We start from the raw sequence: 17961 nt of genomic DNA, 5'->3' as shown, positions 1-17961 counted from the left end.
TATAATAAATACGTACTTATACGAAGGGGAGTTTAATGAGGAAATGAAATCATTTAATATTGATCATTTTATCGCGAGTGTTTTACAGTGGATATTAAATATAGCGTTAATTATATTATCCATTGTCTTATCTATTTTTTTAATTAACGAGACGATTACTTTTATTCAATACATATTTTCAGCGAAGAAGTATACGTCATATAAATTAGTTGAAAGTATCATCGTCTATTTCTTATACTTCGAGTTTATTGCATTAATTATTAAGTATTTTAAATCGAACTATCATTTTCCGTTACGTTATTTTATTTATATCGGAATTACGGCGTTAATTCGTTTAATTATCGTATCTCATGAGGAACCGATGGAGACATTATTATACGCAGGAGCAATTCTTGTTTTAGTCATTGCTTTATACATATCAAATATGAGAGATTTGAGAAAAGAGTAGTAGTGCAGACATAAGTTTGCACTACTTTTTTGTGTCTTGACCTTCAAGTTACTTGAAAGTTTACAATGTAAATAGGGCGTTTGAAATTGAAAAAAATTGAGAAATTAAGTGAAGAGGTTTCTTTTACTTGGAGGTTATAGAAATGAGTCAGGAATTAAAATTACGTCCATTAGAGCGAGAAGATTTAAAGTTTGTACATGAACTTAATAATAATGCACATATTATGTCGTATTGGTTTGAAGAGCCGTATGAGGCATTTGTGGAGCTGCAGGATTTATACGATAAACATATACATGATCAAAGCGAACGCCGATTTATCGTTGAAAAAGACAATGAAATGGTTGGATTAGTTGAGTTAGTGGAAATCGATTATATTCACCGTAGAACGGAATTCCAAATTATTATTGATCCGAATTATCAAGGATATGGTTATGCAGCGGAAGCGACGCGTTTAGCAATGGATTACGCTTTTTCTGTATTAAATATGCATAAGATTTATTTGGTGGTGGATAAGGAAAATGAAAAAGCGGTACATGTTTATAAAAAGGTTGGATTTATGGTGGAAGGTGAACTGTTAGATGAGTTTTTCGTTGATGGTAACTACCATAATGCGATAAGAATGTGTATGTTCCAAAAGGAATATTTTAGAGTGAAATAAATGCGTGAAAAGGCTAGAGATAATATATTATCTCTAGCCTTTTTTATAGGATTAACAGTGAATATTTATTGATAAACAATAAAATATTGTTGACTTATAATATTTTCGGGCGTAGTATGTTGGTAATAAGATAGTGGGAATTAAAGGAGAGTATATGATGAAAAATAAATACATAGTAGCTATTTCTTTCATGATTTTAGGGATTATTTCTTTAACGATACATGCTTCAAACAGTAAAGTAGGAGCGAATGGGTTCCTTGAAGAACCTTTCTTTTTTCTAGTACCGATAAGTTATGTCTTGTTCCTTAGTGGTGTTGGTGTATTATTATTTGGATTTATTACTTCAAAGCTGAAAAAAAGTAATAGATAAGGAATCCATAAAGCGGGACAAAATACTCACTATGAAATAGAAACATACGATATGGAAGAAAAATAATAAGTGAGTTGGATAATGATGAATCGTTATTTTTACAATGGAAGACAAGTAGGAGCAGCTATTACGTTAGCTGGGGCACAGGGAACCATTCATGCTATGAATCAAGTGATTCAAATGCAGCAACAAGCACAAGTAGCGCAAATGATGCAAAGTCAGTATATGCCGTATTCACAGTTTCTGATGCAAAGTGTACATTACGATGTGTATCCAGCTAGTTTCTTTTCCATTCCATATGGCGGGACTTATTTCTTATGAAAGAAAGCGACTGATAAGAGTCGCTTTCTTTTTTATATTCCGCCTAGCTTCATTCCAAGGAATGCGAAGAGGATACCAATTATGTAAGTAGCACTTAAGTATAAAAGGAAGGTGCTAATATTTTTACGATTGAGAAGCTGAACAGATTCTAATTTAAATGTCGAAAATGTAGTGAACGCTCCCATAAATCCAGTACCTAATAATAATTGCCAACCTGTAGTGACTCCGTTGCCAATTATATATCCGAGTAAAAAAGCTCCTGTTATATTAATGAGAAATGTAGCGATTGGAAAGGAAGTTTTATTTCTTTTTTTAAACCAATTGCTAATTGCAAATCGTGTAATCGCACCGAAAAATCCTCCTGTTGCTACTAATAAAGCTTCTATCATAAGTGATCACCTTCCGTAAGATGTTTCTTAATTAAGAAATTACCTAGTGTATAGCCAAGTCCAGACATAATGAGGCCACCAAGTATGCTGCATGATACATATAAGAAGGCTATGCTCCACTCAGAATGATTGATCAATTGAGTAGTCTCTACACTAAATGTTGAAAACGTCGTAAAAGAACCGATAAACCCAGTTCCAATGCCTGTGATAATCTCCGAAGGTAAAATGTTTAGCCGAGCAATATACGTAGTCAGCCATGCTAATAAGAAGCAGCCGAGTAAGTTAATCAGTAATGTAGCTAGTGGAAATGTATGATGCCAAAATTCATGAATAGTAAGACCTAAATAATAACGAGAAAGGGCTCCTAATATGCCGGCAATGCCAACGATAATATAAATCAATTTTCTCACCTCTTTAAATAGCTTGCTCAAAAAAATAGACTCCTACCAGTAGTTATACTGGTAGGAGTCATTAGCTAAGCAGCGTTTATGGCGAACTCCATCGCCTATGATTATTACATATAGTGTACTAAACATTGCGCTTGATTTCCAGTGAAGGAGTTGGGGCATTTTGTATTTTTGAAAATTTAAAGGCAATAATAATTATTTATAAACTAAATATAGTGATATAAGGTTTTTGGTGTGATAAAATATTTCTTATGTCTGTCATTCAGATTTATTTAACTGAAAATAAAGAAAATTTAGTTGTGTGTTTTAGAAAAGGGGCGTTTATTTGAAGAAATTATTAAAAATAGTACTTATATGTATTTTAGTAGGGTTGGGAGTTGTAGGTGGTTTTTTAGGGTATATGACACTTACTAAAGAACAGCCTGCTGATGTTGTAAGTTTGAAGGTGGAAAATAATAAAGAGCGCGTATTAGCGACAGGAAATGAATTTAAAGTTACAACATTTAATATTGGATATGGTGGATTAGATAAGGACCAAGATTTCTTTATGGATGGGGGAAAGGGATCTGGTTCAAGTAGTAAAGAGCAAACGGAAACGAATTTAAAGAATATGCTTTCGTTTTTACAAAACGAGAATAGTGATTTTGCGCTATTACAAGAAGTTGATATAAAGTCACTTCGTTCATTTGATGTAAATGGACATGAATTTTTGAAAAAAGGATTACCTGATTATGTTTCGTCATTTGGCAAGAACTACGATACGAAATGGGTTCCAGTGCCAATAACAAATCCAATGGGATATGCGGAGGCTGGGTTAAGTACGTTTTCTAAATACACTGTTCAAGAAGCGAAGAGGTTCCAGCTTCCTGGAATGGAGCCTTGGCCAAAGCGTTTGTTTGATTTAGATAGAGCAATTGTGGAATATAAAATTCCTGTTAATAATGGGAAACATGTTAGACTCGTAAATTTACATTTGTCTGCTTATGATGAAGGCGGGAAAATTAGAAAACAGCAAGTAGAGTATTTAAAAGAATATATGAACAAGCATTATGAAAATGGTGATTACGTAATAATGGGCGGAGATTGGAATCAATTAGTTTCTGATGTTCAATTAAGTGATCCAAAGTTTGTGAAAGAGCGTCCTGAGTGGTTAGTAGAGTTACCAAAGGACTTTACTGATGGTGGTTTTAAGTGGGCTGTAGATCCGTCTGTTATGACTGTGAGAGATGATGTAAAGAAATATGTAGAAGGTGAAAATTTCGTCACGATTATTGATGGTTTTATCGTTTCACCGAATGTAGAGATTGTAAATGTACAAGGGAAAGATTTAAAGTTTGAAAATAGTGATCATAACCCAGTGAGTGCGGTATTTAAACTGAAGTAATTGATATGTATAAGTAGAAGGTGGGGCTTCATATGGAGTGGTTAAAGGGGACTTGTTTTTCTAACCTTGAGAAAGAATCACAGAAAAATCATTTATTGCTGTTTATTACGATTTGTAGTTTCTTCCTTGGAATAATCGCGATTGGGTATTACGGATATATTTTTACAGAGAGAGCACTAGCGTTTTGGACTTGTGGCATTTCTGTCGTTGTATTTGGAACGCTTTTTACTTTTATAAAAAGTATGGAATCAGTGTATAAATACATCATGACATTTATGTTGCTTATGATGTCTTTCATTATGGTACAAGCCTTTAATGAAAGCCCGGCTGTATTTCAAATGGTCTACTTTACACTAGCAGTTTCACTTATTTACTTAAGTGAACGTCTCGTTATAATTCTCGGTGGAGTGGCGGTTGTTATCACATTTATTCTTTGTAGTTATTGGCCGGAGCAATTTTTTGCTTATACAGCGGCATCTGAGGCTGCAAACTTCGCAAGCTTGTTAGCAATCGTAACGATCGCAATGTGGGGCGTAACGAAGATTGGCTCTAATTTGCTAGCTCGTTTAAGTGATGAGAAGCAAGAAGTAATGAGAAAAGCTCAGGAGCTAGAAGAGACGCAAAGGCTTATTGAAGAAACAGTTGTGAAGTTAGATAGTAATTTCAATCATTTAAGACAAAATATGAATACATCGATGGAGTCGATGAGTGACATTAATTTCGCTTTTGAAGAGGTGGCAGTTGGTACGCAATCACAATCAGAGATGATGTCACGTTCAGTAGAAGTATTGAACGATATGGAAGGAAATATTGAACAAATCATATCTCAAGTAAGGAATGCATCAATTCGTGTTGATGAAAGTTTAGAGATTTCAAAGGGTAGTGTGAATACTTTAAGAAGTTTTGAAGCTAACATGAGAAGTTTAAATGATGTTGTTTCACAATCGGGAATTATATTTAGAGATTTAATGATGCAATCGAAGCAAATTAATGAAATTGTAGATGTAATAACGAATATTTCAAGTCAGACGAGTTTGCTAGCTTTAAATGCAAATATTGAAGCTGCAAGAGCAGGAGAACATGGAAAAGGGTTTGCTATTGTAGCGAATGAAGTATTAAAGCTTGCTGAAGAATCGAATCGTTCAGCTGGAAGAATTCAAGGGATTTTGAAGGAGTTTAGTAATCAAGCAAGCAAGGTAGAAGTGCAGGTAGAAAAATCAGAAAGAGTACAAGAAGAATGTAACGAAATGCTAGCAAGCGTTTTAACAAATGTAACGGACTTAGGGAAGTTTATTGATGCAATTAATGATGTAATGAGAGAGATTGTTGATCATCAAGAAAATTTCCAAACTAAAACGACGAATATCGTAAAGGATGTTACACATGCTTCTAATGTAATTCAGCAAACTTCTGCGGCTACAGAAGAAGTGTTAGCAAGTGTGGAAGAAGAAAAACTTCGAAATGATACATCAGTGAAGACATTACATACTGTTAGCGAGCAAGTGAAATTGTTAGAAGATATTTTAGAAAAGTAATATCGCTTGAAGAGAGCACATCATTTGTGCTCTTTTTTCATTTAAACGAAGACTTGATAGGAATTTAATTGCTTTTCTGCACGTTTTCTGCCAAGCTTAAGGAGATAAAATTTAACTAATAGCTACTGCTTATTAGTTGAACCTCGCGGATAGCGAGATAAAATACTTCAAAGAAAGAATTATATAGGTGACGCATATGATCGAAGTTAAGACTTCTGAGCTTAGTGATGGAGAATTTAATAGAGGTGTATTTGCAACTCGTGATATTAAAAAGGGTGAGTTGATTCACTCAGCACCAGTTATCTCTTATCCGAATGAACAGCATGAACACATTGAGAAAACGTTACTTGCTGACTACGCATTTGAGTATGGGGTAAATCATACGGCATTCCTTTTAGGATACGGCATGTTATTTAATCATGCATATAATCCGAATGCAACGTATGAGATTGTCTTTGAGAATCATACGTTTAACTTCTTTGCTTATAAGGATATAAAAGCTGGAGAAGAGATTTTAATCAATTATAATGGTGAAGTTGATGATGACGAGCTGTTATGGTTTGATAAAGAAAAAGAAGAGAACGAAAAGTAATTTAAAATAAGTAATGAAAAGGATGCTTTTACATAGGTAAAAGCATCCTTTTTTTGTTGATGAAAATAAAGTAAAGATTACAAAAAAATACCACTTTATTTTCGTATGGTATAGTAAGATACTGAAGGATAGTGTTTTGAAAAAGTAATATATTTTACAAATTGTTGTCTTTCTGATGACATGTCAAGTTTAGTAGCCCATTTGGGTTGCTTTATTATGCAATATATATTTTAATATGAGTGGCACCTCTTATAAATTAAGAGGTTTATAGGTGTCTCGAATTGATTTTGGGTACACTGTATCCACCACTTTAGGTTTATTTCATGTATGTGGGGATATTATGGGCCCGTATAACGGGATAAAAAGAATATAGAAATAGAGGAATCGTAAAATGAATATGCAAGAGGTTTATGAATATTTAAGTACGGTATTGCCTGAAGGTCATGTGAAACAAGATGAAATGTTAAAGAATCATACGCATATTAAAGTTGGCGGAAAAGCAGATGTGTTCGTTGCGCCTACGAATTATGATGAAATTCAAGAAGTTATTAAATATGCGAACCAATATAATATTCCAGTTACGTTTTTAGGAAACGGTTCGAATGTCATTATTAAAGACGGTGGTATTCGAGGGATTACAGTAAGTTTAATTCATATTACAGGTGTTACTGTAACTGGAACAACGATTGTAGCACAGTGCGGTGCAGCAATTATTGACGTATCACGTATTGCATTAGATCATAACTTAACGGGTCTTGAGTTTGCTTGTGGTATTCCAGGTTCAGTTGGCGGGGCATTATATATGAATGCAGGTGCTTACGGCGGTGAGATTTCGTTTGTATTAACAGAAGCTGTTGTAATGACAGGTGATGGAGAGCTACGTACTTTGACGAAAGAAGCATTTGAATTTGGATATCGTAAGAGTGTATTTGCGAACAACCACTACATTATTCTTGAAGCGAGATTTGAACTTGAAGAAGGTGTACGTGAAGAAATTAAAGCCAAAATGGATGATTTAACGTTTAAACGTGAGTCAAAACAACCTCTAGAATATCCTTCATGTGGTAGCGTATTTAAACGCCCACCAAATAATTTTGCTGGTAAATTGATTCAAGAATCAGGACTACAAGGTAAGCGAATTGGCGGAGTGGAAGTTTCTCTAAAACACGCTGGGTTTATGGTGAATGTTGATAACGGAACAGCACAAGATTACATCGATTTAATTCACTTCGTACAAAAAACAGTTGAAGAGAAATTTGGTGTGAAGTTAGAGCGTGAAGTAAGGATTATTGGAGAAGATAAGTAATAAAAGTACGTATGAAACTGCGAATTATTTTAAAATAATATTTGGGCATTGTTGACAATTTATTTTCAATTCAATATAATGGCTAATAATTTAACAAATAACATACGTTGAAAGAGCCCAGTAGCAGTTTGTCACTGTTAACGAGAGAGCTAGGGGTTGCTGGAACCTAGCACAAACAAATTTGCGAATTACACTCTGGAGTATCTTAGGTAATGCTAAGCGGATTGGCAATCGATATTATTGCTAAGAGTGGTATGAGTAGCTATGCTATTTATACAAACTGGGTGGTAACACGGTGAATAATCGTCCCTATGTCATAGACATAGGGATTTTTTGTTTTTAAAAAATAAAGGGGATGACAAAAGATGAACATTATTGATGAATTAGAATGGCGCGGTGCCGTTAATCAACAGACTGACGAAGAAGGTTTACGAAAGCTAGTAGAAGAGAAAAAGATTTCATTATACTGCGGAGTGGATCCGACTGGCGATAGTATGCATATCGGGCATTTGATTCCGTTTATGATGATGAAGAGATTCCAGTTAGCTGGTCATCATCCAGTTATTTTAATTGGCGGGGCAACAGGAACAATTGGAGATCCGAGTGGACGTCAATCAGAACGTCAACTTCAAACGTTAGAAGTAGTTCAGCATAATGTAGATGCGTTAACAGCACAAATGAAAAAGCTATTTGATTTTGGTGGAAATAGCGAAGTGAAGATGGTAAATAACTACGACTGGACACATGAAATAAACATTATTGAGTTTTTACGTGATTACGGGAAAAACTTTAGTATTAATAGTATGTTAGCGAAGGATATTGTAGCAAGTCGTTTAGATACAGGAATTTCTTTCACAGAATTTACGTACCAAATCTTGCAAGCGATGGACTTCCATCATTTATACACGAAAGAAGATGTTCAACTGCAAATTGGTGGTAGTGACCAATGGGGGAATATTACGAGTGGTTTAGATTTAATTCGTAAGTTAGAAGGGCACGAAGCGAAAGTGTTCGGATTAACGATTCCATTATTATTAAAATCAGATGGTACGAAGTTTGGTAAATCAGCAGGCGGAGCTGTTTGGCTTGATCCTGAAAAAACGACACCATTTGAATTTTACCAGTTCTGGGTAAATACAGATGACCGTGATGTCGTTAAATACTTGAAATACTTTACATTCTTAACGAAAGAGCGCATTGATGAATTAGCGGTGAAGGTAGAAACAGAGCCTCATAAACGTGAAGCGCAGAAAGTATTGGCAGAAGAAATGACGAAATTCGTTCACGGAGAAGAGGCATTCTTGCAAGCTGTGAAAATTACAGCAGCGTTATTTAGCGGAGATATTAAATCATTAACAGCTGATGAAATTGAACAAGGATTTAAAGAAATGCCAACATTCCAGTCTTCAAAAGAGACGAAAAACATCGTAGAATGGCTAGTTGATTTAGGAATTGAACCATCTAGAAGACAAGCACGCGAAGACATTAATAATGGTGCAATTTCTATGAATGGTGAAAAAGTAACAGATGTGGGCACGGATGTTACTATAGAGAATTCATTTGATGGACGATTTATTATTATCCGTAAAGGGAAGAAGAACTACAGCCTTGTGAAGTTAGGAGAATAATTTGTGTGAAAGGATGGGGGTAGGAGGAATACTCCCATTCTTTCATATACACAATTTAGACATAAAATAATCAGTAAATTTAGATAATTGAAAGGGTTATATTATTCTTCTGCCGAATAAATAAGTTAGAGAAAATTACGGATAAAAATAGCCCGAACCATGCAGGGCATGATTCGGGCTTATATTCAGATTAGTAAGCTAAGCTGAATAGACCTTTAATGTGTGATAAGTAACGAACGTTACTTGCTTCTTTCATTAATGATGCTGGTAAGCCTTTAAGTGGAGTATTGCTTGCTCCAATTGTAGCAACCGCATCTTTACGTCCTAGACTAGCAAGTGTTCCAGAGTTTACAGGTGCGAACTCTTCGAATGCTTTGCCTTCTAGTGCTGCGTATAAGTTGTATCCAATTAACTCACCCATTTGCCAAGCGATTTGTGCAGTTGGTGGGTATGGACGACCGTCTGGAGCGAAGACAACAGCGCTGTCTCCAGCAACGAATACGTCTTTGTGAGAAGTAGATTGTAGGTATGCATCAACTGTTGCACGTCCACGGTTAACTTCAAGACCTGATTCACCGATTAATGGGTTACCTTGAACGCCACCTGTCCAAACGAATGTGTTAGCAACAAGTTTTTGACCGTCTTTTAAGTCGATTTCATTGCCAGCAACGTTTGTTACAGGAAGACCAGTTAAGAATGTAACGCCGCGTGCTTCTAGGCTAGTAGTTGCACGTTCGATTAAGTGGTCTGGTAATACTGGAAGGATTTTTGGACCTGCTTCAACAAGAAGAAGTTTAACTTCTTTTGGATTTACGCCGTGGCTTTTTGCAAGTTTAGGCATAATGTCAGCAAGCTCACCAACTAGCTCAACACCAGTTAATCCGCCACCACCGATTACGATTGTAGCATCAGCTTCGTTTTTCGTTTTCGCGTATTCACGAATACGGTCTTCAACGTGTTTGTAGATTTTGTTTGCATCAGCAGCAGATTTTAATACCATGCTGTTTTCTTCTAGTCCTGGAATACCGAAGTAAGCAGTTTTACTTCCTAAAGCAACTACAAGTGCATCGTAAGATAAAGTAGTGCCACCAGCTAATTTAATTTCTTTGCTATCAACAGAGAATGACTCAACTGTTGCGATTTTAAGATCGATATCTTTACCTTTGAAAAGCTTTGTAAGTGGCATTGCAATTGCTTGCTCAGACACGTTACCAGCTGCAAGGCGGTGTAGTTCAGTGATGATTTGGTGTGTTGGGTATTGGTTAATCACTGTAACTTGTGCTTCTGATTTGCTGTAATATTTACGTACGTTTAAAGCGGCAAGAAGACCGCCATAACCAGCGCCTAAGATGACAATTTGTTTTGACATAGTATGATATCCCCCGTCTTTACTAATTGTTGTTATAAGTTAAATTATTTATTGTTACGTTCTGCACTAATTTGAAGATATGCGTTCACAAAGCGGAACATTTTTTGTGCTTGTGGGTCTTTTAATAATTTTAACAGACCGAATAGGCCGATAACTTCGTTGCTTTCGTCAGCACGATCTTTCGCTTCGATTGCAGTTGCAGCCATGCTTTTCACTGTATCTTTTACAGGTTCTACAAGCTCTGTGATTGCACCAACAGTGTCGCTTTTTAATACTTCATCAGTAGCAACAGTTTGAGCGAAGTCATAAGACTTAGTTAAAATGTTAACAAGCTCAGTTAATTTTGGAAGCTGTTCCACTAGTGTTGTTAATGATTCTTGTACCTCAGGTTTTAACAACTGATCAAGTACATCAAGTTGTCCTTGGCTAGCAGAAATTTGTACAGTTTCTTGTTCTGGCTTTGTTTGAGTCATAGTTTCTGGCATCTCCAATTCTCCTTTACGATAGCAATACTCTTATTTTTTATAAGTAAGATAGTAAACGGTTACGAAACTTTATACAAAGTTTCACAAAACACAATAAAATGCCTTTAAATTTATGACAGCAAGTAAGCTGCAAGCATAAATCTAAAACCATAACGTCTTACCTATTATTTATGAACTGTCCGATATATGGCTTGTCCGTATAATGGAAAAGCTCCGTTACCGGAAAGTGTATATAATATATATCCTATATTATATACTATATACACCTATGTTAACATAAAAATGATTCCTAATTATTTGATATTGAGTGTATAACGTAGTACTGACAAGGTATGAAAGCGTATAAAATATTTTGTTTCAGTTAGAAATGTACATATATAATAAGAAAAAAAGGAAAAAATGAACAAATTCATGTTCGTTTTTTCCTTTTTCCTATTATTCACCTTCCGCAATTAGCATCGATGTGTTACCTTCCTTTTCAAGATGGCATTCGCCCCAAGAACAAAGAGAATCAAGAATCGATTCTAAAGACCAACCGTAATCAGTAAGAGAATATTCTACTTTCGGCGGGACTTGGTTGTATACTTTTCTTTGAATAACGCCGTCGTCTTCTAATTCACGTAATTGTTGTGTTAACATTTTTTGTGTAATACCAGGCATTGAACGTTTTAGTTCACTCGTTCTCTTTGTACCTTTCGTTAAGTGACAAAGGATAACAACCTTCCATTTGCCGCCGATAACCTCTAAGGTTGCCTCTACAGGAATATTGTATTTCTTCATATGAAACCCTCCTTTTGTGAGTAAAATAAGTTAAATCATACAAATGTTACTTTTTAGTACCTATAGCACTTTAAAGTACGTACTTTTTATCATGTTAAATATGTTTCATAATAGCACATGTAAGAGGCAAATGAGTAGTACGGTACTTAAAAGTGACTATGTTACTTTTTGGTGCCTATAGTACTTTAAAGTGCGTTCTTCAAAAAAAGAATGAAACCATTCATAATAGCATTTGTAGAGATTAAATATATTTTTTAGAAGATAAAAGGGCCTTTTTATCGCACTATTATGATTGGATTTCTTGTAATAAGGAGGAATTCAATTGAGTTCATATACAGTACCATCTTCCGAAGTTCAGACGAATCGAAGAAGTATGCTTGCTTTATTAGCACTAGCAATTAGTGCGTTTGGGATTGGTACAACTGAGTTTATTAGTGTCGGTTTATTACCATCCATTTCAAAAGATTTAAATGTTTCGGTTACAACAGCCGGTTTAACTGTTTCCTTATATGCGTTAGGGGCAGCGGTAGGAGCTCCTGTTTTAACAGCGTTAACGGCTAGTATGTCGAGAAAGACATTATTAATGTGGATTATGGTTATTTTCATTATTGGTAATGGTATTGCGGCAGTAGCAACAAGCTTCACTATATTAATTATCGCAAGGATTGTAGCTGCGTTTGCACATGGTGTGTTTATGTCAATTGGATCTACAATCGCGGCTGCGATCGTACCAGAGAATAAACGTGCTAGTGCCATTGCGATTATGTTTACTGGATTAACAGTTGCGACTATTACAGGTGTGCCAATTGGAACGTTTATCGGTCAACAATTTGGCTGGAGAGCGTCATTTATGGCGATTGTTGTAATTGGAATTATTGCTTTTATCGCGAATAGCATACTCGTTCCATCTAATTTAAAAAATGGTGTACCTGTATCGTTTCGTGATCAATTCAAACTAATTAAAAATGGAAGACTGTTACTTGTCTTCATTATTACTGCACTAGGATATGGTGGTACATTCGTAACATTTACGTATTTATCACCACTATTACAAGAAGTAACAGGATTTGAAGCAAGTACTGTTACTATCATTTTATTGGTGTATGGAATCGCAATTGCGATAGGGAATATGGTCGGCGGAAAATTATCGAATCATAATCCGATTCGAGCGCTATTTTACATGTTCTTGATTCAAGCGATTATATTATTTGTCTTAACATTTACAGCGCCATTTAAAGTAGCTGGATTAATCACAATTATTTTCATGGGACTATTCGCATTCATGAATGTTCCAGGGCTACAAGTATATGTAGTTATATTGGCAGAGCGCTTTGTTCCGAGTGCGGTTGATGTTGCTTCAGCAATTAATATTGCCGCATTTAACGGAGGAATCGCTTTAGGTTCTTATATAGGTGGCCTTGTAACGAATTCTTTAGGATTAATCCATACTGCTTGGGTAGGCGGTCTTATGGTAGTAGCTGCTGTGATTTTAACAGCATGGAGTATGACATTAGAAAAACGAGATCAAGTAAAATAAAAGGAGAGAAAATAAAATGAAAAACTTACAAAGTAAAGCAGTATTAAATAATGGTGTAGAAATGCCTTGGTTCGGTTTAGGTGTATTTAAAGTAGAAGAAGGACCAGAACTTGTAGAAGCTGTAAAATCAGCGATTAAAGCTGGATACCGCAGCATCGATACAGCTGCAATTTACGGAAATGAAACAGCTGTAGGTGAAGGAATTCGTGCGGGTATCGAAGCAACTGGTATTTCAAGAGAAGATTTATTCATCACTTCAAAAGTATGGAACGCAGATCAAGGATATGAAACAACAATCGCTGCATACGAAGAGAGTCTAAAAAAATTAGGACTAGATTATTTAGATTTATATCTTGTTCACTGGCCTTCAGAAGGAAAATATAAAGATACATGGAGAGCGCTAGAAACACTTTATAAAGAAAAGCGCGTACGTGCAATTGGTGTAAGTAACTTCCAAATCCATCACTTACAAGATGTAATGAAAGATGCAGAAATCAAGCCAATGATCAACCAAGTAGAATACCACCCTCGTTTAACACAAAAAGAACTACAAGCTTTCTGTAAAGAACAAGGTATTCAAATGGAAGCATGGTCACCATTAATGCAAGGTCAATTATTAGATAACGAAACATTACAAGCAATTGCTGAGAAACACGGTAAAACAACAGCGCAAGTTATTTTACGTTGGGATCTTCAAAATGGAGTTATTACAATTCCAAAATCAACGAAAGAACACCGCATCATTGCAAATGCTGATGTATTTAACTTTGAATTAACGAAAGAAGATATGGAAAAAATCGATGCGTTAAATCAAAATCACCGCGTTGGTCCAGATCCTGATAACTTCGATTTCTAAGATTAAGGTAAGAAAAAAGAGTGCGTAAAAACACTCTTTTTTTGTGCATAAAAATAGTCTCTAAATAAATACTACTTAGTATTAAGTTTGTTATTAAGGGGCTGTGAACATGAATATAAAGCAATCGTTCAAACTTTTAGCTATGTTTTTAAGTATTTTATTTGTGTTATTCCCACTTCAAAAAGCATTCGCAGAAGTTATGGACCACACAAAGTATCAAATGGATTGGAGTTATAGTAAGTCCAAGAAGAAACCAATCCGAACAGAGCTTATTAAAACGGCAGATGGCAAAATTGCTTTTTGCTTAAATGTAGATTTGAAATCTCCGAGCGGTCAAGATTTACCGGAAATGGGGAAAGTGGATATTAATGTGTACCGTGTCCTATTGAATGGATATCCACAAAAGAGTCCACAAGAATTAGGAGTATCTGATTGGAGAGAGGCGCATTACGCAACGCAGCTTGCAGTATGGAATGCGTTAAAACAAATCGATATTAATGATTTAGACTTTCGTAATAAAAATGTAGAAAAGGTAACGAAAGATATCGTTGCAAAAGCAAATGCTAGTGAAGAGTTGCAAGAAATTACGATGAGTGTAACTCCTACAGAAGAACAACAAGCAGTATTGAAAAATGATTTCTTTGAAACAGGCTTATATACAGTAGAAACAAATGCAAAAAGCGGAACGTATAAAGTGCAAGCAACAGGCGCACCAGCGGGAGCCAAATTTGTAACTGAAAAAGGCGAAGCAAAAACGGAATTTAATGTAGGAGAAAAGTTCCGCATTTTAATTCCGAAACAAACACCAGCTGGTGGATTTAGCTTTAAAGTAATAGGAAAATTAACGAAACTACAAGGCATTGCGCATAAAGGTACACCGACAATTCAAAATGCAGTCGTATTACTTGAGCGCAGTGAAGAAGAAACAAGTCCGGAGTTATCAGTGAGTTGGAAAAAAGGAAATGGTCATGATAATAAACCAAATAAACCCTATACACCAAATGAACCACATAAACCGAATCAAATTAAAAGATAGTATAAAAAGCATTGGCATTTGCCGATGCTTTTTATATACATGGATTAGAAGGAATGGAAAATACGAAAGCATTGACAGAGCAATTTAATGGTATGTTATTTGAGTATGGTATACATGACGTATTCTTTAAAATTGCAAAACAAGGCTTTGAAAGAACAGAAGGTATACAAGAGGTAAAAGCTTAAAAAATAAAAAAAGCTCGTAAAACACTATGTTTTACGAGCTTTTCTTTATTATTCAGCCTCAGAAACAACTGTGAAGCGTTCGTTTACGTGTTTTGGATTTTCGATTTCATCAAGTGCTGCAACTGCGAAGTCTTCATAACTTACGTAGCTATCACCTTTTGCGTTAACAAGAAGGTTGTCTTTACCAGCTGTATAAGAACCAGTACGTTTTCCTAATGCGAATAGTGCAGAAGGGCTGATGAATGTCCAAGTAATGTCATTTGTTTGTTGTAAGATTTCTAAGTTTTTACCTTGGTTTTGAGCAGTTGCAAGGTATTCTTTCGGGAAACCTGGCGTCTCAAATACACGTGTTGTTTTCTCTTCGTCTACAAATAAGCTTCCAGCGCCGCCGACTACAAGTAATTTTGTGTTAGGTGCACCTTTCATAGCTTCAATAAGTACGTTTCCTGCATCTACGTGAAGGTGTTCTTCGCCTGCTGGAGCACCGAATGCATTTACAACTACGTCAAATGCCTGCAGGTCATTAGATGTAAGAGAGAATACATCTTTCTCTAAAACTTTTACGTTTTCTTCTGTAATTTTTGCAGCGTTTCTTACGATTGCAGTTACTTCATGTCCGCGATCTAATGCTTCTTTTAAAATACGACTTCCTGCTTTACCAGTTGCTCCGATAATTCCGATTTTCATAATAAATCCCTCCAAAGTGTTTTGTTAAAGTGTATATCTGAAAGTGAATGAATGTATTGTAATTAGGTTTGTTACAACCTGTTGTAATCATTATAGTTACAGGTTGGTGTTTTTGTCAATGGGGTTGTTTGTGAATTTATTTTTTGTTTTAGTATGCACAGTTAGAGGGAGGGCAGTCATAAAGATGTTGTTACTGTGAGCCTGGCTAATATTTGGAAATTGCAAATTGTCGAAAAATGTTGATTTTTGAATGTTTTTTAAATATAATTCGTTTTATGGAGAAAAGGAGGGGGTAATTGTATGAATATTTTAGAGCAATTTATTTCATCAACAAATACAATTCTTTGGTCATATATTCTTATTGCGATGTTAATTGGTTTAGGTCTTTATTTTTCTATTAAATTGAAATTCGTACAAATCACTCATTTAGGGGAAATGGTTCGATTAATGAGTGATGGATTAACTGGAAAGACGCGTAAAAAAGGTAGTGTATCTTCTTTCCAAGCGTTCTGTATGAGTTCAGCAGCTCGTATTGGTATCGGTAACTTAGCTGGTGTAGCATTAGCTATATCTATGGGAGGACCAGGAGCAGTATTTTGGATGTGGGTTATTGCGATTATTGGGGCTTCTTCAAGTTTCGTAGAAAGTACGCTTGCCCAAATTTATAAAGTAAAAGATGGCAGTGGCTTCCGTGGTGGTCCTGCTTATTATATGGAAAAAGGTTTAAATAAACGTTGGATGGGAATTTGGTTCTCTATCCTTATTACAATTAGTTACGGTTTAATTTTTAACTCAGTACAAGCAAATACAGTTACATTAGCATTTAAAAATGCTTTTGGTATTGAGCGTTATATTGTTGGGGTTGTATTAGCTGCATTAGTTGCGGTTATTATTTTTGGTGGTGTGAAAAGTATTGCACGTATGTCGGAAATGATTGTTCCGCCAATGGCGCTTATTTATATTGCGGTAGCTATTTTTGTTGTCATTAAAAACTTCTATTTAATACCAGATGTGTTTACGGAAATCTTTAAAGGTGCATTCGGTTTAGATTCAGCTGTAGGTGGCGGTATCGGTGCTGCAATGAAATATGGTATTCAGCGAGGATTATTCGCGAACGAAGCAGGTATGGGTAGTGCGCCGAACGCGGCAGCAACAGCTGATGTAACGCATCCAGCGAAACAAGGTTTTATTCAAACAATTGGCGTATTAGTAGATACATTCTTAGTATGTACATCAACAGCGTTTATCGTACTATGTTCTGGTGCATATAAAGCAACGAATTTAGAAGGTATTGAACTAACGCAAAATGCATTAAGTTCACAAATTGGCCCATGGGCAAGTAGCTTCTTAGCGATTATTATTTTCTTATTTGCATTTAGTTCTCTTTTAGGAAACTACTATTATGGTGAAACGAATATTGAATTCATTAAACAAAGTAAAACGTGGTTAACAATTTACCGTATTGCGGTAGTTGGAATGGTATTATTCGGTTCTGTAGCAACGCTTCAAGTTGTATGGAATATGGCAGATTTATTTATGGGTCTAATGGTAATTACAAACTTAATTGCGATTACACTTCTTGGACGATTTGCATATGCTGCATTGGCAGACTATGTAAGGCAAAAGAAACAAGGAAAAGATCCAGTCTTCAGTGCGGATTCTATTCCTGGTTTAACGAACACTGAGTGTTGGGATAAGTCAGCGGTAACGGATAAAGAAAAAGCAGTGTAATGAAAAGGCGAGCATCGAGATGAATTCGGTGCTCGTTTTTTTATTGTAGTAAATGATGAAAAGAGTGAGAGGTAATGATTAATATAATTTTTGTTTGTTCATGCCTCTCGTTATTTGCAGGGAACGTACTGTTTTAAAGGTATGATTGCTCGCATAGGATGAGTGATTGATTATTGGATACATACACGTACTGGCTATAGTTTTACGTAAAAAAACATTCATGTTAAGTGAATTCACGCATGCATGTTAGGAAACCT

General features: G+C 35.5%; 20 protein-coding genes, 1 riboswitch and 1 other annotated feature. Of the genes, 14 read left to right on the top strand and 6 right to left on the bottom strand.

Annotated features, from left to right (window positions below; translation table 11 throughout):
• Positions 1–43 precede the first annotated feature (43 nt).
• The 4 genes from psiE (at position 44) to DN390_RS01295 (ending at position 1797) form a co-directional block, all read left to right on the top strand.
• The gene (psiE, locus tag DN390_RS01310; RefSeq protein WP_000834704.1) at positions 44–448 is read left to right on the top strand and encodes a phosphate-starvation-inducible protein PsiE; all 405 of its coding nucleotides are present in this window, start codon (positions 44–46) and stop codon (positions 446–448) included.
• Positions 449–590: 142 nt separating this feature from the next.
• Entirely contained in the window at positions 591–1106 is a 516-nt protein-coding gene (gene speG / locus DN390_RS01305) for a spermidine N1-acetyltransferase (protein ID WP_060632824.1), read from the top strand.
• Positions 1107–1263: 157 nt separating this feature from the next.
• Positions 1264–1476, top strand: a complete 213-nt coding sequence (locus tag DN390_RS01300; RefSeq protein WP_255443878.1) for a DUF3955 domain-containing protein — start codon at positions 1264–1266, stop codon at positions 1474–1476.
• 81 nt (positions 1477–1557) lie between these two features.
• Positions 1558–1797, top strand: coding sequence for a DUF3947 family protein (locus DN390_RS01295; protein ID WP_147806411.1), 240 nt, complete (start codon positions 1558–1560; stop codon positions 1795–1797).
• A 32-nt stretch (positions 1798–1829) separates the two neighbouring features.
• On the opposite strand, the gene crcB (DN390_RS01290) is transcribed toward DN390_RS01295, so the two are convergent.
• Together crcB (DN390_RS01290) and crcB (DN390_RS01285) are read right to left on the bottom strand one after the other, a co-directional pair.
• On the bottom strand, positions 1830–2186 hold the full coding sequence (gene crcB / locus DN390_RS01290; RefSeq protein ID WP_098288832.1) for a fluoride efflux transporter CrcB: 357 nt from the start codon (positions 2184–2186) through the stop codon (positions 1830–1832).
• Complete coding sequence (gene crcB / locus DN390_RS01285) at positions 2183–2587, bottom strand: fluoride efflux transporter CrcB (RefSeq protein WP_179955730.1); 405 nt, start codon at positions 2585–2587, stop codon at positions 2183–2185. Before crcB (DN390_RS01285) ends, crcB (DN390_RS01290) begins: the two co-directional genes overlap by 4 nt.
• Before the next feature lie 54 nt (positions 2588–2641).
• Positions 2642–2701, bottom strand: a riboswitch (Fluoride riboswitch).
• A 217-nt stretch (positions 2702–2918) separates the two neighbouring features.
• Here crcB (DN390_RS01285) and DN390_RS01280 point away from each other — a divergent pair.
• The 5 genes from DN390_RS01280 (at position 2919) to tyrS (ending at position 9038) form a co-directional block, all read left to right on the top strand.
• Positions 2919–3977: an endonuclease/exonuclease/phosphatase family protein gene (locus DN390_RS01280; protein WP_147806409.1), complete on the top strand. Its 1059-nt coding sequence runs from the start codon at positions 2919–2921 to the stop codon at positions 3975–3977.
• Positions 3978–4009: 32 nt separating this feature from the next.
• Positions 4010–5512 (top strand): DUF4077 domain-containing protein, encoded by a 1503-nt coding sequence (locus DN390_RS01275; RefSeq protein WP_147806408.1) that lies wholly within the window; start codon positions 4010–4012, stop codon positions 5510–5512.
• Positions 5513–5708: 196 nt separating this feature from the next.
• Positions 5709–6104, top strand: coding sequence for an SET domain-containing protein (locus DN390_RS01270; RefSeq protein WP_000573651.1), 396 nt, complete (start codon positions 5709–5711; stop codon positions 6102–6104).
• Positions 6105–6495: 391 nt separating this feature from the next.
• On the top strand, positions 6496–7410 hold the full coding sequence (gene murB / locus DN390_RS01265; protein ID WP_060632817.1) for a UDP-N-acetylmuramate dehydrogenase: 915 nt from the start codon (positions 6496–6498) through the stop codon (positions 7408–7410).
• 98 nt (positions 7411–7508) lie between these two features.
• Positions 7509–7724, top strand: a binding site (T-box leader).
• A 51-nt stretch (positions 7725–7775) separates the two neighbouring features.
• Entirely contained in the window at positions 7776–9038 is a 1263-nt protein-coding gene (gene tyrS / locus DN390_RS01260) for a tyrosine--tRNA ligase (protein WP_063221749.1), read from the top strand.
• A gap of 190 nt (positions 9039–9228) precedes the next feature.
• Here tyrS and DN390_RS01255 read toward each other — a convergent pair whose 3' ends face one another.
• From DN390_RS01255 to DN390_RS01245, 3 genes are all read right to left on the bottom strand, one after another.
• Positions 9229–10407, bottom strand: coding sequence for an NAD(P)/FAD-dependent oxidoreductase (locus DN390_RS01255; RefSeq protein ID WP_000043198.1), 1179 nt, complete (start codon positions 10405–10407; stop codon positions 9229–9231).
• 44 nt (positions 10408–10451) lie between these two features.
• Complete coding sequence (locus DN390_RS01250; protein WP_001115309.1) at positions 10452–10892, bottom strand: DUF1641 domain-containing protein; 441 nt, start codon at positions 10890–10892, stop codon at positions 10452–10454.
• A gap of 435 nt (positions 10893–11327) precedes the next feature.
• Positions 11328–11672: a winged helix-turn-helix transcriptional regulator gene (locus tag DN390_RS01245; protein ID WP_000760481.1), complete on the bottom strand. Its 345-nt coding sequence runs from the start codon at positions 11670–11672 to the stop codon at positions 11328–11330.
• A gap of 373 nt (positions 11673–12045) precedes the next feature.
• Between DN390_RS01245 and DN390_RS01240 the strand changes: the two genes are divergently transcribed.
• The 4 genes from DN390_RS01240 to DN390_RS01225 all read left to right on the top strand — a co-directional run bounded on the left by DN390_RS01240 (position 12046) and on the right by DN390_RS01225 (position 15286).
• Complete coding sequence (locus tag DN390_RS01240; RefSeq protein WP_179955729.1) at positions 12046–13209, top strand: MFS transporter; 1164 nt, start codon at positions 12046–12048, stop codon at positions 13207–13209.
• Between the two features lie 16 nt (positions 13210–13225).
• Positions 13226–14065, top strand: a complete 840-nt coding sequence (locus tag DN390_RS01235) for an aldo/keto reductase (protein ID WP_147806406.1) — start codon at positions 13226–13228, stop codon at positions 14063–14065.
• 109 nt (positions 14066–14174) lie between these two features.
• Positions 14175–15101 (top strand): thioester domain-containing protein, encoded by a 927-nt coding sequence (locus DN390_RS01230; protein ID WP_147806405.1) that lies wholly within the window; start codon positions 14175–14177, stop codon positions 15099–15101.
• 11 nt (positions 15102–15112) lie between these two features.
• Entirely contained in the window at positions 15113–15286 is a 174-nt protein-coding gene (locus tag DN390_RS01225) for an enterotoxin (RefSeq protein ID WP_241766065.1), read from the top strand.
• Positions 15287–15334: 48 nt separating this feature from the next.
• Here DN390_RS01225 and DN390_RS01220 read toward each other — a convergent pair whose 3' ends face one another.
• A complete protein-coding gene (locus DN390_RS01220; protein ID WP_000689898.1) occupies positions 15335–15973 on the bottom strand; it encodes an NAD(P)-dependent oxidoreductase in 639 nt (212 codons plus the stop codon).
• Between the two features lie 300 nt (positions 15974–16273).
• Between DN390_RS01220 and DN390_RS01215 the strand changes: the two genes are divergently transcribed.
• Positions 16274–17704: an alanine/glycine:cation symporter family protein gene (locus DN390_RS01215; protein ID WP_074615233.1), complete on the top strand. Its 1431-nt coding sequence runs from the start codon at positions 16274–16276 to the stop codon at positions 17702–17704.
• Positions 17705–17961 lie beyond the last annotated feature (257 nt).

It is taken from the genome of Bacillus sp. SH7-1 (assembly GCF_008042405.1).
GTDB classification, from domain to species: domain Bacteria; phylum Bacillota; class Bacilli; order Bacillales; family Bacillaceae_G; genus Bacillus_A; species Bacillus_A thuringiensis_N.
The sequence above is the reverse complement of the archived record's forward strand: the minus strand, read 5'-3'. Positions and strand labels throughout refer to the sequence as shown.

What these genes read in the sequence shown, in the direction of transcription:
- DN390_RS01250 (WP_001115309.1), bottom strand. Translation starts at nt 10,892, where the DNA reads ATGCCAGAAACTATGACTCAAACAAAGCCAGAACAAGAAACTGTACAA.
- DN390_RS01240 (WP_179955729.1), top strand. Translation starts at nt 12,046, where the DNA reads ATGCTTGCTTTATTAGCACTAGCAATTAGTGCGTTTGGGATTGGTACA.
- crcB (WP_098288832.1), bottom strand. Translation starts at nt 2,186, where the DNA reads ATGATAGAAGCTTTATTAGTAGCAACAGGAGGATTTTTCGGTGCGATT.
- murB (WP_060632817.1), top strand. Translation starts at nt 6,496, where the DNA reads ATGAATATGCAAGAGGTTTATGAATATTTAAGTACGGTATTGCCTGAA.
- DN390_RS01295 (WP_147806411.1), top strand. Translation starts at nt 1,558, where the DNA reads ATGATGAATCGTTATTTTTACAATGGAAGACAAGTAGGAGCAGCTATT.
- DN390_RS01255 (WP_000043198.1), bottom strand. Translation starts at nt 10,407, where the DNA reads ATGTCAAAACAAATTGTCATCTTAGGCGCTGGTTATGGCGGTCTTCTT.
- DN390_RS01215 (WP_074615233.1), top strand. Translation starts at nt 16,274, where the DNA reads ATGAATATTTTAGAGCAATTTATTTCATCAACAAATACAATTCTTTGG.
- tyrS (WP_063221749.1), top strand. Translation starts at nt 7,776, where the DNA reads ATGAACATTATTGATGAATTAGAATGGCGCGGTGCCGTTAATCAACAG.
- DN390_RS01270 (WP_000573651.1), top strand. Translation starts at nt 5,709, where the DNA reads ATGATCGAAGTTAAGACTTCTGAGCTTAGTGATGGAGAATTTAATAGA.
- psiE (WP_000834704.1), top strand. Translation starts at nt 44, where the DNA reads ATGAAATCATTTAATATTGATCATTTTATCGCGAGTGTTTTACAGTGG.
- DN390_RS01230 (WP_147806405.1), top strand. Translation starts at nt 14,175, where the DNA reads ATGAATATAAAGCAATCGTTCAAACTTTTAGCTATGTTTTTAAGTATT.
- DN390_RS01275 (WP_147806408.1), top strand. Translation starts at nt 4,010, where the DNA reads ATGGAGTGGTTAAAGGGGACTTGTTTTTCTAACCTTGAGAAAGAATCA.
- speG (WP_060632824.1), top strand. Translation starts at nt 591, where the DNA reads ATGAGTCAGGAATTAAAATTACGTCCATTAGAGCGAGAAGATTTAAAG.
- DN390_RS01300 (WP_255443878.1), top strand. Translation starts at nt 1,264, where the DNA reads ATGAAAAATAAATACATAGTAGCTATTTCTTTCATGATTTTAGGGATT.
- DN390_RS01220 (WP_000689898.1), bottom strand. Translation starts at nt 15,973, where the DNA reads ATGAAAATCGGAATTATCGGAGCAACTGGTAAAGCAGGAAGTCGTATT.
- DN390_RS01235 (WP_147806406.1), top strand. Translation starts at nt 13,226, where the DNA reads ATGAAAAACTTACAAAGTAAAGCAGTATTAAATAATGGTGTAGAAATG.
- DN390_RS01245 (WP_000760481.1), bottom strand. Translation starts at nt 11,672, where the DNA reads ATGAAGAAATACAATATTCCTGTAGAGGCAACCTTAGAGGTTATCGGC.